The 16,847-nt window shown below is 38.2% G+C and carries 14 protein-coding genes; 1 reads left to right on the top strand and 13 read right to left on the bottom strand.

What is annotated here, in order from left to right:
* Window positions 1–94: 94 nt before the first annotated feature.
* The 3 genes from ACTFWY_RS14890 to ACTFWY_RS14880 form a co-directional block, all read right to left on the bottom strand.
* Window positions 95–4,669, bottom strand: a complete 4,575-nt coding sequence (locus ACTFWY_RS14890) for a VaFE repeat-containing surface-anchored protein (RefSeq protein ID WP_439927141.1) — start codon at window positions 4,667–4,669, stop codon at window positions 95–97.
* A gap of 206 nt (window positions 4,670–4,875) precedes the next feature.
* The gene (locus ACTFWY_RS14885; protein ID WP_439927139.1) at window positions 4,876–5,811 is read right to left on the bottom strand and encodes a LysM peptidoglycan-binding domain-containing protein; all 936 of its coding nucleotides are present in this window, start codon (window positions 5,809–5,811) and stop codon (window positions 4,876–4,878) included.
* Between the two features lie 4 nt (window positions 5,812–5,815).
* Window positions 5,816–6,001 (bottom strand): hypothetical protein, encoded by a 186-nt coding sequence (locus ACTFWY_RS14880; RefSeq protein ID WP_123864073.1) that lies wholly within the window; start codon window positions 5,999–6,001, stop codon window positions 5,816–5,818.
* Between the two features lie 161 nt (window positions 6,002–6,162).
* On the opposite strand from ACTFWY_RS14880, the gene ACTFWY_RS14875 reads away from it, so the two are divergent.
* Complete coding sequence (locus tag ACTFWY_RS14875) at window positions 6,163–6,603, top strand: hypothetical protein (protein ID WP_439927137.1); 441 nt, start codon at window positions 6,163–6,165, stop codon at window positions 6,601–6,603.
* Window positions 6,604–6,644: 41 nt separating this feature from the next.
* On the opposite strand, the gene ACTFWY_RS14870 is transcribed toward ACTFWY_RS14875, so the two are convergent.
* The 10 genes from ACTFWY_RS14870 to ACTFWY_RS14825 form a co-directional block, all read right to left on the bottom strand.
* Window positions 6,645–7,142: a hypothetical protein gene (locus tag ACTFWY_RS14870; RefSeq protein ID WP_252704691.1), complete on the bottom strand. Its 498-nt coding sequence runs from the start codon at window positions 7,140–7,142 to the stop codon at window positions 6,645–6,647.
* A 35-nt stretch (window positions 7,143–7,177) separates the two neighbouring features.
* Window positions 7,178–7,549 (bottom strand): hypothetical protein, encoded by a 372-nt coding sequence (locus tag ACTFWY_RS14865; RefSeq protein ID WP_439927136.1) that lies wholly within the window; start codon window positions 7,547–7,549, stop codon window positions 7,178–7,180.
* A 756-nt stretch (window positions 7,550–8,305) separates the two neighbouring features.
* Window positions 8,306–8,680 (bottom strand): hypothetical protein, encoded by a 375-nt coding sequence (locus ACTFWY_RS14860; protein WP_439927134.1) that lies wholly within the window; start codon window positions 8,678–8,680, stop codon window positions 8,306–8,308.
* Window positions 8,681–8,738: 58 nt separating this feature from the next.
* Window positions 8,739–9,023, bottom strand: coding sequence for a hypothetical protein (locus tag ACTFWY_RS14855; protein ID WP_252704694.1), 285 nt, complete (start codon window positions 9,021–9,023; stop codon window positions 8,739–8,741).
* Window positions 8,992–10,230 carry a replication initiator protein A gene (locus ACTFWY_RS14850; protein WP_439927132.1) on the bottom strand — a complete coding sequence of 413 codons (1,239 nt, stop codon included), beginning with the start codon at window positions 10,228–10,230 and terminating at the stop codon, window positions 8,992–8,994. Before ACTFWY_RS14850 ends, ACTFWY_RS14855 begins: the two co-directional genes overlap by 32 nt.
* Before the next feature lie 415 nt (window positions 10,231–10,645).
* Window positions 10,646–11,449 carry an ABC transporter permease gene (locus ACTFWY_RS14845; protein WP_311810590.1) on the bottom strand — a complete coding sequence of 268 codons (804 nt, stop codon included), beginning with the start codon at window positions 11,447–11,449 and terminating at the stop codon, window positions 10,646–10,648.
* A gap of 1 nt (window position 11,450) precedes the next feature.
* Complete coding sequence (locus ACTFWY_RS14840) at window positions 11,451–12,359, bottom strand: ABC transporter ATP-binding protein (RefSeq protein WP_005471183.1); 909 nt, start codon at window positions 12,357–12,359, stop codon at window positions 11,451–11,453.
* A gap of 327 nt (window positions 12,360–12,686) precedes the next feature.
* A complete protein-coding gene (locus ACTFWY_RS14835; protein WP_311810589.1) occupies window positions 12,687–14,189 on the bottom strand; it encodes a helix-turn-helix domain-containing protein in 1,503 nt (500 codons plus the stop codon).
* Between the two features lie 412 nt (window positions 14,190–14,601).
* A complete protein-coding gene (locus tag ACTFWY_RS14830) occupies window positions 14,602–15,135 on the bottom strand; it encodes an adhesin (protein ID WP_081131612.1) in 534 nt (177 codons plus the stop codon).
* A 310-nt stretch (window positions 15,136–15,445) separates the two neighbouring features.
* Window positions 15,446–16,738: an Ig-like domain-containing protein gene (locus ACTFWY_RS14825; protein WP_311810588.1), complete on the bottom strand. Its 1,293-nt coding sequence runs from the start codon at window positions 16,736–16,738 to the stop codon at window positions 15,446–15,448.
* Window positions 16,739–16,847 lie beyond the last annotated feature (109 nt).

The following is a 16,847-nucleotide window of genomic DNA, read 5'->3' as shown; positions in this document are numbered from 1 at the left end:
ATTTCTTTATTGATCAAATAAAATAGCTAAAATCGCAAATAACGCCTTGATAAGAAAACAAGCGGCTAGTTGTCTAACCGCTTGTTCGTCCTTTTTAGTCTTTGGCCTTGTATAAGTCATAACCAATCAATCCTGCCGCAAGAACAAAGATCAATCCAATTACGACCCATACACCATTGTCTCGAGAGCCTGTTTTTGGCAACATCGGTACCGTTGCAGCTTCTTTGACTTCTGGTTGTGGTTGTTCAGGTGCTTTTGGCGTTTGAGGTTTTGGCGCCTCCACAATTTGTACCGTTTGATCTTTATTCGTTAGATCCACATTGTGTTTCGCCACCTCTTCGAACGTTTCTTCCTCATCTTCTGTTTTCGCTTGAAGCCATTCCGCAAAACTCAAGCCTTTTCCAGCAAGATTACGACCATCTACCAAGAATTCAAACAAGAATTCCATGGTTTCTTTGTCTGCCGTAAAGATTTTTTCTGCATGGGTGCCTTCAAATGGCGTGCCGTCTGGTGTTAAGTAGCCTTGAACAATCAGCTTGTACAACTGACCAATTGCTAGACCGTCTACTTTGACCCATTCCAACACGGTTTGATTTGGCAAAGCGAAAATCTCTTTTCCACCATTTTTATTGGTGGCTTTGGTGGTAATGGTTGGATTGACAATTTTGATGGTTTGGTCTTTATCGGTAATATCTGCGTGAGAGGCTAATAGTACGCCTTCTCTGAAGAGATTTTCAAAGACAACGACTTCTTTTCCACGTAATGCACGTGCGTCCAACACAAAGTCTAGATTTACTGTACCGTCGGTACTTTCTGCCACAAACGTTAACGTACTTGTGACTTCTTTACCATCAACTAGCACTGGTTTTTCTGTTGCTTTGTCCATTAATACCCCATTGACTGTGTAGGTTTTACCAACGATCAAATCGTGGTATTTCACGGCGTCTGTAATGGTGACTTTTGTTAATGGATTGACCACTTTCAAGCCAGTTGTTTTGTGTGTAGCGGTGGTACGAACACTTGGATTTGTGATACGTACCGTTTGCCCTTGGTCATTGATGTCTTTGTGATTTGCCAGTTCTTCGTCATTTCTGAATAAGCTTTCAAACACGACGATTTCACGACCATTTAAGCCGGTTAGATCAAAAGTAAATGGTACGATCACCGTTTCATTTTCTGCTTTGGCAATAAAGCCAACCGCACTTTCTACCGGTTGATCATGCACAAGCAACGGTTCACCGGTTGCTTTGTCCATTAAGATTCCTTTGACCAAGTAAGCTTTTCCTGGAAGGATCTCGGTAATTTCAACGGTATCGTTTAAGGTGAACAGCCCCGTTGGGTCTGCGACCGTCAACCCGTCTTCAAATACAGCTGTGGTATGAACCGTTGGATTGTTTACCCGAACGCTTTGATTTTCATCGGTAATATCTTCGTGTGCTGCGACTTCAATACCATCACGGAAAAGTTTTTCAAAAACAACGATTGTTTGACCTTTTAAGACGCTGGCATTGACCACAAATTCCAGGTCTTTTGTGCCATTGGTTTTGTCTGCCACAAACGTCAACGTACTTGTGATTTCTTTGCCATCCTGCAAAATCGGCGCATTTGTGGCTTTGTTCATCAATACCCCTGAAATCGTGTACTCTTTGCCGACAAACAAGTTCGTATAAGAAACACTGTCTTTGATTACCACTTTTTCAAGTGGATCAATGACTTTTTCCCCGTCTTCTTTATTCGAAGCTTGTGTTTCCAAGGTTGGTGGAATCAAGTAGTTGCGTACAGAAACTAACAAGGTTTCGCCATCATCTGGCGCATTTTGTTTGAATGCGACGGTAAATGCTTGTTTGTCTGTATTTGGTTGAAAGCTTTCTAATGGCGCTTTTTCGACAAAGTAGTAAGCCCCGGCTACTAAACCTTTTACTAGGAGTTCACCGTTGGTATCAGTGGTGTATTCCCCTAAGGCTTTTCCTTCGCCGTTATACAGCGTAAACGTCACACCGGCAAGCGGTGTTTTCTTCTTGTTCCATTCTTCATACTTGAACAATTTCACGTTTTTTCGTGCTTGACGGTTCGCAAAATTGATCACTTTGATCGGTTCTGTATCATCGGTAATCGAGAACACCAACGGTGTTTTGTTCAACACATAATTTCTCGGTGCGTTGATTTCTTCGATACGGTAGCGATTGTTTCCATAGGTAAACGTACCGTTCGTAACAAGGTATCCTTTGTCATTTGTCCGGAAAATATCCGTTACTTCGGTATCGTTTGGAATCGCAAAAGTAACATACTCATTCGCTAAGGTGTCAAAGATCTTGAACTCCGTATTAGCAAGTGGAATCACTTTGCCTGTTTCTTGATCGACTTTGACAATTTTAACTTGTTGCTCAATGATTTGATCTTCTAACACGTAACGGAAGGTTTGACCTTGTTCGGAAATCGTTACTTCGAACGGTTCAAACAATTTGTAGCCTTCCTTGCCTTTGGTTTCAGAAACAATATAGGTATCAAAAACAACAGCATTTTTACCGAAGGTAAAGTAACCGTCTTTGTCAGTCAAGACTGCTTTAACGACTTTCCCGGTTGTTTTCGAGGTCAAAGAGATTTCAATGTCTGCAAGTTTTGGTTTATTGTCAGGATCTTTCGTGTCCACAAAGTCTTTATTGCCGACTTTGACCCCTTCAATCGTTCCTTTGATCACTTGGTCTTTTGCCGTAACTTCTTTTGTGACGGTTTCTTTGTTTTGATCCCCATAGACTAATTCAAAATGAATCTTATTCGTATTGAGATTGTATCCAGCTGGCGCTTTTTCTTCTAGCCAATAGTAAGAGCCGAGTTTCAGATCTTTGACTTCTGCTTGGACTTTCCCATTGATATTTTTCAACGTAACAGATTTGATTTTCTTCCCGTCTGCTTGATACAATCCATAGACTGCGCCTTCTAAGGTCGCAGCACCTTGTGCGTTGTTTCCAGTTTCTGCATCTTCTTTGAAAATGCGCGCAATCCCTTTTTGTTCTTTGTTTTCAAGGGTCACTTTGATTGTTCTATTCGCTTCGATCGTGAAATCTTTGCTTGTTTTGTTCAACACGTAGCCACTTGGGGCTTTGATCTCCACAACAGTCCCTTTTGTGCCATGCGTTATATTCTTGATCGTCGCAATCCCTTTCTCGTTGGTTTTCACGGTTTGGTCTTTGCCATTGATCGTCACTTTGATTTCTGCATTGGCTAGGGGTTCTTTTGTGTCTGCATCGATTTTCAATATTTCAAGGTTGCCTTGTTTTAGGACGTTTAGGTTTAAAACAGAAGCTAATGGATCATCAGGAGTTAACACTGCAACAGTTTGAACACCTGCTTTTCTGTAAACTAATGGAGTACCTACTACTTTAATACGATCTAAAGTAATTTTTGCCTTTTCAGATGCATCTTTCGTTGCAGTGATTACCAATTTATTGCCTTGAATTTTTGCGGTAATCCCTTTAGGTACATTAATTTTCGCGATATTCTTTAAAACATTATTGGTATCTGGTACTTCAATTGTTTCGCCAATTTTTATCGTCTTTGTTTGATTGTTAAAAGAAGCTTTTTTCGTTGCATTATTCACTAAACCTAGAACTTCTTTTTTGAACGCATCGTAGTTCAACACTTTATTAACCATCATAGGTTTTGAATCCAATTGCTCATGAATTAATAATTGTGTTGCGATTCGACGATGAAGTGACTTATCTTTACTATTTTCCCAGCCAAAATATGAAATTAACGCTAATTTTTTTCGAAGTTCAGGATCTTTTTTATATGTTTCTAAAGCTGCTTCTGTAAATGTCCCTGAAGCACCTTTTACCCCAGGTTCAATACAAAAGGCAACTTTCCCATTGACTTCAAAAAGATCAATTTTATCATAAGCAAATGGCGTTCCATTTGGTAAACGCATCTCTGCCCAATAGACACCTTCTGTCGGTTGTGGGGCAACTTCTGTCATTTTTACATTTGCCGTATTTGCGGCACGTGTAGAAACAGCAGCACGACGAACACGAGCAGACCGAGGTTGCGTGACAACGAACGTTTCTTCTACTTCTTTCTCCGACAACGCCGTTTCTTTCGTATCAGTAGTCACTACGGAGTCTTCTGTCTTTTCTTCCGTATCCTTAGTGTCTACCGATTGTCCCGCTGGTTTTTCTGTATCAGTAGCGGGTGTATCTGTTGCGTTTTCTACAGAAGGCTCTGTTGAGTCAGACAACTCAGGTGTTGGATTACCTTCTGCCGGTTTTGTCTCTGATGTATCTGTTGTTTCGGCTGGTTCAGAAGAGGATGTCGTATTCGACGTACTTTCTTCTGAAGATTCCGGTAAAATGGCTGTTTCTGATGTTTCTACCGGTTGTGTGACCGCTGGACTGTCTCCTGGGTTTTGCGCTTCCCCAATCGTTTGATCAAGAGCTGCTTTTGAGTTGGTTGTCGGCGCATCTGTTCCTGGCATAGGCTCAGCTGGTGTTTCTATAGCTGGGACTGCTTCTTCTGCCGGTTGAATTTCAACTGCTTCAACGGGAGCTGGTACCGTTGTTTCTACTGTTGGTTGACTGGGTGTCGTTTCTTCTGCTTGTGCTTGAAACCTCCCGGTCAAAAAGCAGAACTGAGAAAAAGCCAGAAGCGCAGCTGCTTTTAACCATTTCTTTTTCATTCTTGTCCTCACAAGAATCGCTTCCTTTCTTAAATTTTTCTATAATAAAACGCCGTTACCAAAAGCTATAACGACGTGAATGATTATTTTTATTCTATTTGGTCCGGGGATCTTGCCCGCGGGAATTTTCTCATCATGTTTTCCTCCAAACAAAAAAGGCACTAAGAAGTTTCTTAGTACCTAGCTATTCAAAAAATTCTGTTTTATTATTGATCTGCTTCATAAAAATCAACACTAAATTTATTGATAGGATCATTATTTTTGTTTACTAAATCATAAAAAGTAAATCCATAACCATACCATTTACTATTTTCATCTTTAATTTCTTGCCAACCATACGCTTCTGCCTCATCTCTAGAATTAAATACTTTTCCACTGTTTCCAATCATAACTGGGTCTGGTTCTTGATCCGTTACTGTTGAAGGATCAATGACAGGAATTGTTGTCGATCCACCTTGTTCCCCACCTGTACTTGGTTTTTCTGCTGGTTTGCTTGGTTGCGTTGGTTGACTTGGCGTAGCTGGCTTACTTGGTTGAGCAGGTGTTTCTACTTTCCCTGAAGAAGTTGTTGTCCCCTCAACAGAACCGATTGTCCCGGTTTGACTACCGTTTGTCCCACTAACTGCAGCACTTGTTCCTTGACTGCTTGTAGCCGTTTTGCCGCTAGTCGCAGGTGTTCCTTGCTTGTTTTGTGATTGAGAAGACGCGGTTGTTCCTTGTGCTTTTTCTTCTGCTTGTTTTGCAGGTGCTTGTTTGCCTACGGGTTTATTCGCATCATTCTTATCTTGTGGTTGAACCACAGTTTGAGCTACCGTTTCACCCTTATCATTTTTGGCAGTAACCACATTGCCGTCAAATACTAACGTATTGCCTGCGTAGATTAGATCCACATTCGCAATCTTATTTATGTCCGCAAGTTTCTGCACCGTGATATTCGTTGCTTGGCTGATTCCACTCAATGTATCTCCCCAGACAATCGTATATTGATTGTCCTTGGCTTTCGCAATGTCTGCTTTAATTTGATCGACTGTACGAGGCGTCCAAACCCCATCAGCTTCTGACGCATGAGCATCGGTACCACCTGTGACAAATACGACTCCTAAAGCTGCACCTACCACCAAACTTGCAAACATCTTTTTCATTTTTTTAGTCCTCACTTTCATTTATTTGGTTATTTTTCATAAGCTCCTCATATAATTTATGAACAGCTATTTTTATTATTGAGCGTCTTGAAAAGGACGCACCATAATATTGTTTTTCGAAAATTTCTTTCACAATTTCTACTTCTTTTTGTGTTTCTTCATCTACATTAATTGACGAATATCTAGACATTTCTATCCCTTTCTTGTACTATTTCCATAAGATCTTACGAAAATATTTTACAACAAGAAACATTCACATGCAACGGATTATATTCCTATTTCGGTAAAGTTGTTTTTTGTTGTTCACTATGAATACGAACGTTCATTATTAAATAAAGAGGTGTGTTTTCAATGACAAATCGTTTTAAAATCATTGTTTCTTTGTTATCTATTTTACTAATAATTTTTGTGTTTTTACAAATTATTTTTCCTGTCCCTTCTTACGCCCCTACTAAAAACAGTGAAACGATAGAAACAGCTTTAACTTCTAGTTCTACAGAAAGTAAACCTACGATACCTCTTTCTTTTGAAGAATTACAGAAAAAAGAAGGAAATGAACTAATCAATCTCGGAAGTTATCAAATCACAACAATCGTCTTTCAAGGAGATCCCAAAGCAATCCTTACTGGAGATAACGGCCAAAAACAAACATTCCCAATCAAAGTAACCAATAAAGAGAAAAACGAAATCGTACTTTCTACAGTCAAATATTCGCCAACCAATCTTGTGATTGAAAAACGAGTTGGATTAGCGCATAGAGATAGTGAATATTTCATGTATCGAATAGATTAAGTGAACTCATATGCTCTCCTCCGAATTAATGATTTCTGTCACTAACAAACCGACCATCCTAATTCATCTAATCGTCTTTGTTTTTTTAGTTTCTGAATTTCCAATGGTGGTAGTTCCGTCACACTGAAGCCTTTTAACTCGGTGACTACATCAATAAAGCGATACTTGATTTCTGTGATTTCCTTTGCAATGTAAAAAGTATTTTCTCCCAATTCACAAACATCTCCAACGTTTACCGTTCGCTTTTTTTCCCAAGAAGACATCGAATGTATCGAAGATACTTTGTAGGTGCTTATGATTCTTGTTTCTCTGGAAACTCGATTATTTTTATCAAATGTACCGACTTTTTGTGCAACTACTGTTGCTTCGATTAAGTCATGCTGAACCCCTTTCATTCCACCAACATTTACATGTCGGGCTTTGATTCGATTTCCACAGATGGCTCGTATAATCCATGAAGTACCTTCATGATTAAAGAAATCATTTCGTTTTATGGAGTGATTAAAGCCAATTTTTTCTAATTTCATAACTTTTAGCATTACTTCACCCTTTCTGACTTTCTATCATTCGTTGACTATTTTCTTCCAAGTTTCCAATGAATGAATTCTTCCATCGTTACTCCATGCATGTTGCAGTAGCGCTCTAATTCATCTTTTTTCCAAGTAATTTCTGATTTGCCTGTATCTAAGTTAATTGTCCGGATTGAAAACAAGTTTTTATATTCCCAAACAATTTCAAATCGTTCTTCTTTCGTAAGAGGCTCTTGGATTTCAACTAATTCCATCACTCGTTTTATAATTTGTAACTTTTGATTAAAGGTTATGTCTTCTCTCAAAAGTTCATCATTTATCAGTTCTGCTAAAAGCATTTCTTTGTCACTGATTGTATCCGTATTTTCACTGATTATTTTGGCTATCGTATCCGATCTTTTTTCTACAATATCCATGTTCTTTCCCCCATTCTATCTTTCCATACATCTAATCTGCTGACTTCTATAAATGTCGGGCAAGGTTTAATTTCTTCCAGTGATAAATTAAAAAACACTCCCTGCTTCTCTAGTCAATCTATTTTACAACATATAGAAACAGTTCATATTCTCTGTTCTCTTCTTCGATCTACCCTAACGGGTATTCGACTGGATTATGGCGTCCGGATCCAGAACCCTAGTAGACAACGGTAAATGCTCGCCTATCTTTTCCATAGGGTCCTGGCAAGTGCCTACATGTACTCCCGCATACGCTTAGGGAAAAGTCTTTTAAAAAACTTCCCCTAAGTGATCTCCTCATTACTGGAAATCTAATTTTCTATTTCAAAAATGTACGTAACCTTATCCCCTTAGTAGCGGTTCTGATTAAATAAGGCGCTATAGCTGATCATTAGTCCCAATTCCCACAATCTTCATTCTTGTGTCATCCATGGTTTACCGAAAACCCTCATTGTTTTCGTTCATTTCCGTTCCCAGCTCCTACAGCATGGACTCATAAGCACCAATTCGTTGTTGTACTTACGTAAAAGAGAACCGACGTTGGTATCAAAAAAGGTCTAGCTAGTATGCCCTAACTTTAGCCGCAGACTCTCTAAGTCTACTATGCTCACTAAGTTCTCCATGGATTTTCCAAGTATCCAATAGCTTTCCTTGTTTCCTTTGATCAGATGTTAAGGTACATCGAAAAAGAGAACATCAATTTTTGTGTATTCATTTTTATTTTTCATCCACTGGAAGCACCCACCGTAACGGATGACCAGGTCTCAACCGATGTGCGATTATCTTTCCACAGGCATTGGTTACTTGCTTAATATTTGGATAAATATCTTTCAACGGAACGGTTTGTTTTTCATACCGTTTGCACTCTACCCCTTCCATGTATTCTTCAAACTCAACAACATTTCTGCCATCAACACGAAATTTTCGTAATCGCCGAACGATACGCGTCTTTTCTTCAGGAAGAGAAACTGTTTCAAATACAGGGAAACAATGACACTCTTCACCAAAATGTTGAATATCTGTCATACGAAAAACCCTTTGATCTTTTGCTCGTGAAACTGTTTTTTCAATTTTATCTTGTTCTTTCCCCATATTTTTTGCCTCCTTTTTTAGACAATTGCTTTAATGCAGGAAAGTGACTATGCTCTGCTTATTTCCGATCTCTGTCATTTGGGATATCTTCTTTCTGCTTAATCGATTCAAACATGAAAGAGCCTTTAGGTAAACGATATTTCTGTCCGCATACTGGGCATTCCCAAATCCATGTCTGAATGAAATGTGGTGCCCCGCAGGGCAAGCGTCTATAACGAACGATATGTTTCGCTAGATTCCCGCAATCACATTCAATATAAGTTGGTGGCCAGCTAGCATGTGCCATCGTCTCAAGCGGCACATGATACCCGTTATAACATCTTCGATTCGTGTTTCGAAACATTATCTTCCTCCTTCACACACTTCAGCACTGTTTTACGCAAATTAATCAACTCTTGATCCAATTGTGACAGTGTAAATTTATCAGGAAAAACAGCTTGAATCACACTTCGTTCTGCCAATTCATTCGCTAAAAGTTTTTGTCTCAAAGATTCAATTTCAGAAAAAGAAACAACCGTTTCTGCCAACAACACTAATTTCCAGAATTGAGTCATCATCCGATAAAAATAAGCAAATATATCTTGAATCGGTTTTCTTTCATGGCAACTGGTACGATATTTAAAAATAAATTTCTCTACCTCGTGTTCCAAATCTTGTGCCCAAAGTTCTCCGTTTAATCGTAATAAAAGACGAAAATGAATGGTTAGTATATCCGCATACTCTTTTTCTACTTTTCGTTTCGCAGCATAAATTTTATTGATCATTTTTTTTGCATCTGTTCCAAAATGAGAAAGTAAGTCAATTGTTCGATCCGTCAAAAATGGGAAATCCCCCATTTTTATTGCTTCTTTTTCTGAGATCTCTGAAAGAGGAATATTTGTTGGTTTCTCGTATCGATTTGTATCGTTATTATTTTCAGTATTACTAGAGTAAGTATTACTAGTATGTAAATTTTCCACGTCCGTACGTGTATTTTCTACACGTGTAAAATTTACACGTCCTTGCCTCCCAAGGGATTCAGCCGTTTTTTCTGTTTCTCTAGAAAGATCTTCTTTCGGAAGCGGAAGTTCATTACCAAAATAATCAAGTCGTTTTATTAAGCAATTATTCGAATCATATTCTTCAATAATTTGATGTTCAGCTTCTACTAATTGAAGATAGAGCCGATTGGGTTTATTTAAGCCTTGTTTTTCTTCTCGTAATAGTTTTTTCTGTTTTAATTCTTTTTTGATCTTTGTAATCGTCTTATTCGACTTATCTAACAATTCCATCAATTCTTCCACCGTAAAAATTAAAAATACCGAGCCATACTCATCAACAAAATCAACTTTTCCAGATTCGTAAGAACGAATCGATAATTGACAACGATTATACAGTGCCCCATAAGCCAATTTGGCATCATTTGATAATTGTGCATAGTCACTCGTATATCGAATCTTTTTGATAACTTTTCCCGTTTTGTCTTTGATTCGTTCTGTCCGTGTCATAAAGATTTGGGGAATTTGATAAAATGTTTGGGTAGTTAATTGGTTAACTGTAATATCTGCCATATCATGATCTCCTTTCAGATTTTCTACTTCTCCGCCAAGAGAAATATGAAATATCCCATAAAATTTTTAAGCAGGCAACGGGAGTCGAACCCGTACTCGCCAATGTCAAAACATCTGAATACCTGCGGCTCAGCATAGTCATCAATAAAGATTTGGCGGAAACTATACTGATAGATTAGAAGGAGAAATAATTAACTTACCCTTGGAGCTATTTCTAGCTCCTATACAAATATAAGGAATCGAACCTTTAAACCGACCATTTCGGATATTTGTTTTATTGCTCTCCATATCCGCCTAAACAACAAAAAAGAGGACAGATTTTCTCTATCCTCTTACTTCTAATTTCTTTTTTTTAATCCTAACTAAACACTAGACACTTACAGCAGGATTTCTCCAAAAACTTTCCCTCTATATATCAGCTTAATGCCACATCTCGTTTGTTGAACAACCAGTTTGTCAAAAAGTAGATCAATAAGCTGTATAACAAAAGTCCAATCGTCATTTCCCAATAATTCAAACCCGGATCAATTATTGCATTTTGCATATCCGTTTGATGCAATAATGTGGGAACGGTATCTTTGATATTCATAAAATTAAATGGATTCCACTTCAACCAAGGATATTTTTCTATCGCAAAAAGCATGATGGAGTTGATGATGCTGCTCCCGAACAACACAGCTACTCCTAATCCCACTGCCATACTTTGAGAGCGAATGACGGCAGAGATGAACAGAGTCATGGTCATATAAAATACAATCAACAGTAAATTCGTTGCTGCATAGACAAGAGCCACAACTATAGCAGGCAATTGATTATAATCCGTTGATGTGAAGGGAGATTCAGCTACCAAAAACAAATTGCTGGCAAGAAAACTGCTTAGAAATAAAACCAGTGTGCCAAGCAAAGCAAATAAGAGTGTGTTGATGGCTTTTGCGGCTAATATCTGACTTCTTGAAAATGGCCGAATCAACAAAAACTTGATGGTCCCTCGACTAAATTCTTCTGCTACCGCTGAAGCTGCCACAATAACAACAAATAAATTCAAAAATGACGTCATGTCGCTTAGAAAAATAAATAGATCGTTGGCTTTAGTATCAGGCGAGCCTAAGCGGACCACATAGGTGAGTCCGAATGTTAAAACCACCAAAAGTCCCAACATGATCCATGTGGACTTTTTTTTCGTGACTTTGATCCATTCATTTTTTATTAGTGTCCTCATTCTAGAGCCCTCCCTCTTCCGTCCAAGCCAAAAATGTTTCTTCCAACGAAGATTGCTGCAATTTCATTTCCTTTAAACCAATCCCTGCATTAACGAGGGCAGCAGCGATCTCAGAACGATTATCCGTTTCAAGTGAAATCTGTAATCCATCCGTCAAAGCAAGCCCATCGATTTGGAATTTAGTCTTCAAGACATTTAATGCTTCCTGATCGTCATCTGTTTTGATGATCAGTAGGCTTTTTTCTGCCTTCAAGGTATCCATCGCGACTTGATGGGTCACTTTCCCTTTTTGGACAACGATCAGATGATCTGCAATCTGTTCGATATCACTTAATTGGTGACTCGATACTAAAACAGAAACACCCTGTTCTCTTAACATGAGAATCATTTCCCGAAACTCTCTCATACCCTTTGGGTCAAGTCCGTTCATTGGCTCATCTAATACTAAGAGAGTAGGACGATGGATTAATGCCTGCGCCACACCCAATCGTTGGCGCATCCCTAGTGAATACGTTTTGACTTTTTGATTGATATATTCTTCTAAATGAACTTGGCGAATCAAGTCATCCATCTCAACTGCCGTCATTTTTGTCTTCGCCATGCGCTGGTATTGCATCAAATTTTCGTAACCAGTCAGATAATTGTAGAACTCAGGATTTTCTACAATCGCTCCTACCGAGGCAATGGCTGCTTTAAAAGACGTTTCTAGGGAATTCCCCATGATCGTAATTGAGCCTTTATTGTGCTTCATTAAGCCAACGATCATTCGAATAATCGTCGTCTTACCCGCACCATTCGGTCCTAATAACCCGACCACTTGCCCTTGTTCCACTGAGAAAGAAGCATTATCAATGATTTGCTTGGTTCCAATCAGTTTCGATACATTTTTCAGTGTTAGTATTTCTGTCATTTCATCCCTACTTCCTATTCGCTATTTTTTTACTTTCATGATAATAGTTATTACTACCATCCCACTAGAGTATTAAAAAGTCAACAGGAAAAAGAATGATCTTTTCAATTTGGTCTTCTTACTTCCGAATGAACTTCAAAGAATACGAGCCAGCTTCATCAAATTGGGATTTTAAATTAATGACATGATTTAATAAAAAATAAACGTAGTAGAAATCAAATTGTCATTTAACAAATGATGGAATTGGACTGAACATATAAATTTATAAAGAGGAGTTTTCTCCGAAATGTGAATAATTCACCTGCTGCTAGGAAAACTGATGGAAACTTAGGCTGTCAAAAACTGTTTATGCTTTTCGCTCCGAATTTTATGAATCTTTTCTTTCAAACGTTCCCAGTCACTGCTGGTGGGCTGACCATTCCAATAAAAAATCTCCATTTGTTTGTTTGCCCCTAGCTGGCGATAGATTGGGTAATCACTGATTAGAATATCTGGTTCATCAACTGAAGGAACATGCTGGATTGCTCGATGGGAGGTGTTCAACAATCGATTTTTGATCCATAATTCTTGTGTCTTGCCAAATTTCGATTGAATAGAAAAAGTTACTGGACGCTCATATTTAATAAAGACTGTTCGAACGAGCATGCAGTATTGAAAGATAAGACGATCATTCTTCTTTGCAAAACCAACAAGTGGAGGGATTTCTCTTTTTATTGCGATCAAAAATCGTCTCATCGTTGGGTACATGACTGGGAAATAAGCTTCAAGCTCACTTTTCCGCGTTTGTTTTCCAAACCCATTTATTTTATGTTCTGTTCCAAAAACTGATGAGTAGGAATGAATCATGAGTAAGTTGACCAATAAATAATTTTTTTCTTTCGGAGTGAGTGCCAAATCAAAGTATGCAGACAGTTTGTCAACAATGATCTCCTCAGTCGAATACTGCTCATTATCAAACCAATCCTGATGGATTTCAGTCAGATCCTCTTCCAAATATGTATTCATTACTGCAAACATAAAATAAAGAAAACTGATTTCTTCGTCCGTGAGATCACTCACAGCGTAAACATTTGCCTGAAAAAAAGGTGCCAGTATGCATTCGGTGAACTTTCTTTTAGTCATCAATGGATGCTCGAAAGTCGTTATTTCATCAGGAATTTCTACGATAAAATGTTGCTGTTTGATTCGCTGCAATGAAATAGCCAGCAGAGATAAAAATTTATTGCAATCAATTTTTCGCATGTAAGGAGCGTGACGCTCAATTTGAGTAGCAATAGTTTGCTTGTCCCTTATCGTTGCTAAAAGATCTGAATCCGTTTCATCAAACAACTGCCAATACATGACATGATAAAAATAACGTATGTAGTACTCTTTTCCTTCAAGTGGATTTCCTTTTCTTAAACTGTATGATAAATGATAATTTGCTAACACTTGATTCAATTCAGTCAATTTTCTTTGAATCGTCCGTAAACTGCTATATGTCTCTTGGCTTAATTGCTCTAATGAGTGGTACTTTCCCTTAAACAACAAATCAAGAAAGGTAAATCCGACAGTTCTTTCCACCAAGATTGCATAAACTTTGCTTAGCAGAAATCTAGGTGAAAATTCTATCTTGATAGTTTTTGATTCTGATTGATAATTAACCGTATACTCAGAATATTGCTCCTGAAATAGTTCTACCTGTTGAATAACAGACAATAGCTTGCTAGTTTTATAGTTAAACACAGCCATCAGCTCTTTGGTTGAATAAGTTGTTTGATTCCTTTCATAACAATAGGTGAGAAACTGGTTGATTTGTTTTTCTGTTGTGTCAAATAATACATGAAACACTGATTGACCCTCGCTTAAATAGTTATTCAAACTTTGCCTTCATTTAAGTTTGATTTCATCTGGACAAGTAAAAAGATCTTACAATATTGTAAGTTAGTGAATGTTTTGCGATCATACCACTTCAAAGGAACGATTGTCAAACTACCCGTCAAAGTCTTTTATTAAAAAATATCAGCTCAACAAATCTTGCGATTTGTTGAGCCGAATAAATTGTAACTGTTCATTTCTGGGGAAGAAATTTCCAATCATTTTGCTTGTGCTGCCTTTTTGCGACAATCTCTCAAGAGAGTTTACATGCCAATCTGTCTATTCTTTATTTACTTCATTATCAGCAGCGACCGCTTTTTTATTTACAATATTAAATGAACTTCTTAAATGTCTTTTTCTGTTCTGAGTGTTTGTCCTGCCACAATTAATTTTCATCATTATTATCGTATGAGGAAAGACTATTGGGATTGCTCGTCTCCTTAAGTATACTAGTGTCAATGCTGGAACTCTCAGAAGAAGACGGTAGATCAACAATAATCCATTTACTTGGCTTTAAATTCTCTATAGTTGTAACGTCACCATCGTAAACAATCACTAAATCCACTTTGTTTTTACACTTGATCTCAGACATTGGTAAATCTCCACGAATTCTTAAAAAATTCTCAATACCGGAAACCCATTCTACATTCGTTAAAGTCGTTTCACCAATGACCTTATTCTCAGTACCCTTACCATCCCAACCATAAGTTAACACTGCTCGAACCGATTTGGCTGATCGTGTTTTATTCGGACGAATAGGTATCGTGATCCACTTTGACTGCTCATCATAAATGATACGGTTCGTTCGTAAAGTCAAAGATAGTTTACTGGGAGCTCGTTCATTTGCCAAACTATCTATTTTAAAGAAAACAATAAATAAAATAATAAAAAAAGCAATCAACAAGGGGATTTTATTCATTTGCCTCACTTCCTAAATCTATTTCAGGTTAACTTGATAATGAGATTATAGTAGTTTTTTTAGGTAACCACGCGCCAAAAAAAAGACAGAATCAGGTGGAAATTGGCATTTTTCAGAAAACAACCAAAAAAGACTGACACAAGAAAGACAAAAAGTCGCAGTGAATTCTTCGAAAAATCCAGCAGCAAACTACCACTAACTAGATCAATATTTTGTCTCTTCTTATGTTCAGCCTTTTAAATCTGTAAGGATATTAGATTTGAAGCGATACATTCACACGTTCATCCAATCTCCAATTCATTTTTTCTTTTTATTTTCGTTTATAGATAACGTAAGAAATCAAAAGCATGCCCCCGAGAATCATCCATTTATCATTGGTCATTCCGGTTTGCGGTAATTGAGGATTCCCTCCATTCTTTGGCGGTGCCCCACTCTGACTTACTTTAGGAGCGGATAATGAAGAGTTGTCCACGCTATTACCGTTACTGTTGGAAGTCGCACTCTCGCTACTTGTTGTACTCTCACTGCTTGTGGTCGTACTTTCGCTACTTGTGCTACTTGTTGTACTTTCACTGCTTGTGGTCGTACTTTCGCTACTTGTGCTACTTGTTGTACTCTCACTGCTTGCGGTCGTGCTTTCGCTTGAAGTGCTCGTTTCTCCGGTACCACTGCCCCCGCCTCCATATTTCGGCGTGTAGCCAGTAGTTGTGTGGACTGCTGCTGAATCATTGATCAATGCTTGAATGGTTCCCTTGTTTGTATATTGCTCCAAAGACCCATCAGTTTCTGTTTTATAGGTGATATAGATTCTCTCACTCGTATCCCGCAAAGGAATTTCAAAAGTGCCGTCTGAATTAAGCATAATTGGGACTTGGTCAACATAAGTGGGATTAGTTACGCTTGGACCATACACCACTCGTGCCATGGTGCTGATCAATGCTTGATGGGGTCCAAGAGTATCAATGAATCTCCCATTTTTAATTGAAACCTTATTCGTATCATAAGAATTGATATAAATACGCCAATCAATCGTTCGTTTGGGTTCTTGTGTGCCTAGATACAGCCCTTGTTTCGTAAGTAATGCACCTGTTCCAGTATCCTCAACCCCTCGAATAAATAAAGGAATTGTCTTAATTCCATTAACTGTTTCAAAATCGAGTTGATTGATCTGATCGACAGTAATGTCTTCACTAAATTTTGTCCAAAAGTAAAAGTCTCCATGCACATTGTTGTTCTGCTCAACAAACTCAGTAAATACAAAAGTAAGCTGATTCCCAACTTGGGTGACATTTACTACTAAATGACCGTTCTCATCATACAGTTCATAGCTATTATTGACACCTTCAATCTCTACTGGGAGGATAATCGTCGCTTTGTCCCCGGCCTTTAAGTCACCTAATCCTTCGAGACTCCATTTGAGATCAATTCTGAAAGATTCGTCTTCATCTAAAGTCGTCACTTCTTGATTCTGACTATTGACAACGGATACATCAGTGATTAAGTTTGCCCCCACATCCGTCTCTCCATATACGATTTCCATACCGGTAAAAATGGGGATAGTTAGCAACAGAGCAACAAGTACTTTTGCAATCTTTGAAAGCATGTGATCCCTCCCTGATAGTTAATAGGTCACCGTCAGTATAATTTATGGAAAATTCAGAAGCAAATCATACGAACTGTGCGAGTTATATCACAAGGCAGGGCTTCACTTT

Source organism: Enterococcus sp. 125944 (assembly GCF_051909435.1).
GTDB classification, from domain to species: Bacteria; Bacillota; Bacilli; order Lactobacillales; family Enterococcaceae; genus Enterococcus_D; species Enterococcus_D gallinarum.
The sequence above is the reverse complement of the archived record's forward strand: the minus strand, read 5'-3'. Positions and strand labels throughout refer to the sequence as shown.

What these genes read in the sequence shown, in the direction of transcription:
- ACTFWY_RS14890 (WP_439927141.1), bottom strand. Translation starts at nt 4,669, where the DNA reads ATGAAAAAGAAATGGTTAAAAGCAGCTGCGCTTCTGGCTTTTTCTCAG.
- ACTFWY_RS14885 (WP_439927139.1), bottom strand. Translation starts at nt 5,811, where the DNA reads ATGAAAAAGATGTTTGCAAGTTTGGTGGTAGGTGCAGCTTTAGGAGTC.
- ACTFWY_RS14880 (WP_123864073.1), bottom strand. Translation starts at nt 6,001, where the DNA reads ATGTCTAGATATTCGTCAATTAATGTAGATGAAGAAACACAAAAAGAA.
- ACTFWY_RS14875 (WP_439927137.1), top strand. Translation starts at nt 6,163, where the DNA reads ATGACAAATCGTTTTAAAATCATTGTTTCTTTGTTATCTATTTTACTA.
- ACTFWY_RS14870 (WP_252704691.1), bottom strand. Translation starts at nt 7,142, where the DNA reads ATGCTAAAAGTTATGAAATTAGAAAAAATTGGCTTTAATCACTCCATA.
- ACTFWY_RS14865 (WP_439927136.1), bottom strand. Translation starts at nt 7,549, where the DNA reads ATGGATATTGTAGAAAAAAGATCGGATACGATAGCCAAAATAATCAGT.
- ACTFWY_RS14860 (WP_439927134.1), bottom strand. Translation starts at nt 8,680, where the DNA reads ATGGGGAAAGAACAAGATAAAATTGAAAAAACAGTTTCACGAGCAAAA.
- ACTFWY_RS14855 (WP_252704694.1), bottom strand. Translation starts at nt 9,023, where the DNA reads ATGTTTCGAAACACGAATCGAAGATGTTATAACGGGTATCATGTGCCG.
- ACTFWY_RS14850 (WP_439927132.1), bottom strand. Translation starts at nt 10,230, where the DNA reads ATGGCAGATATTACAGTTAACCAATTAACTACCCAAACATTTTATCAA.
- ACTFWY_RS14845 (WP_311810590.1), bottom strand. Translation starts at nt 11,449, where the DNA reads ATGAGGACACTAATAAAAAATGAATGGATCAAAGTCACGAAAAAAAAG.
- ACTFWY_RS14840 (WP_005471183.1), bottom strand. Translation starts at nt 12,359, where the DNA reads ATGACAGAAATACTAACACTGAAAAATGTATCGAAACTGATTGGAACC.
- ACTFWY_RS14830 (WP_081131612.1), bottom strand. Translation starts at nt 15,135, where the DNA reads ATGAATAAAATCCCCTTGTTGATTGCTTTTTTTATTATTTTATTTATT.
- ACTFWY_RS14825 (WP_311810588.1), bottom strand. Translation starts at nt 16,738, where the DNA reads ATGCTTTCAAAGATTGCAAAAGTACTTGTTGCTCTGTTGCTAACTATC.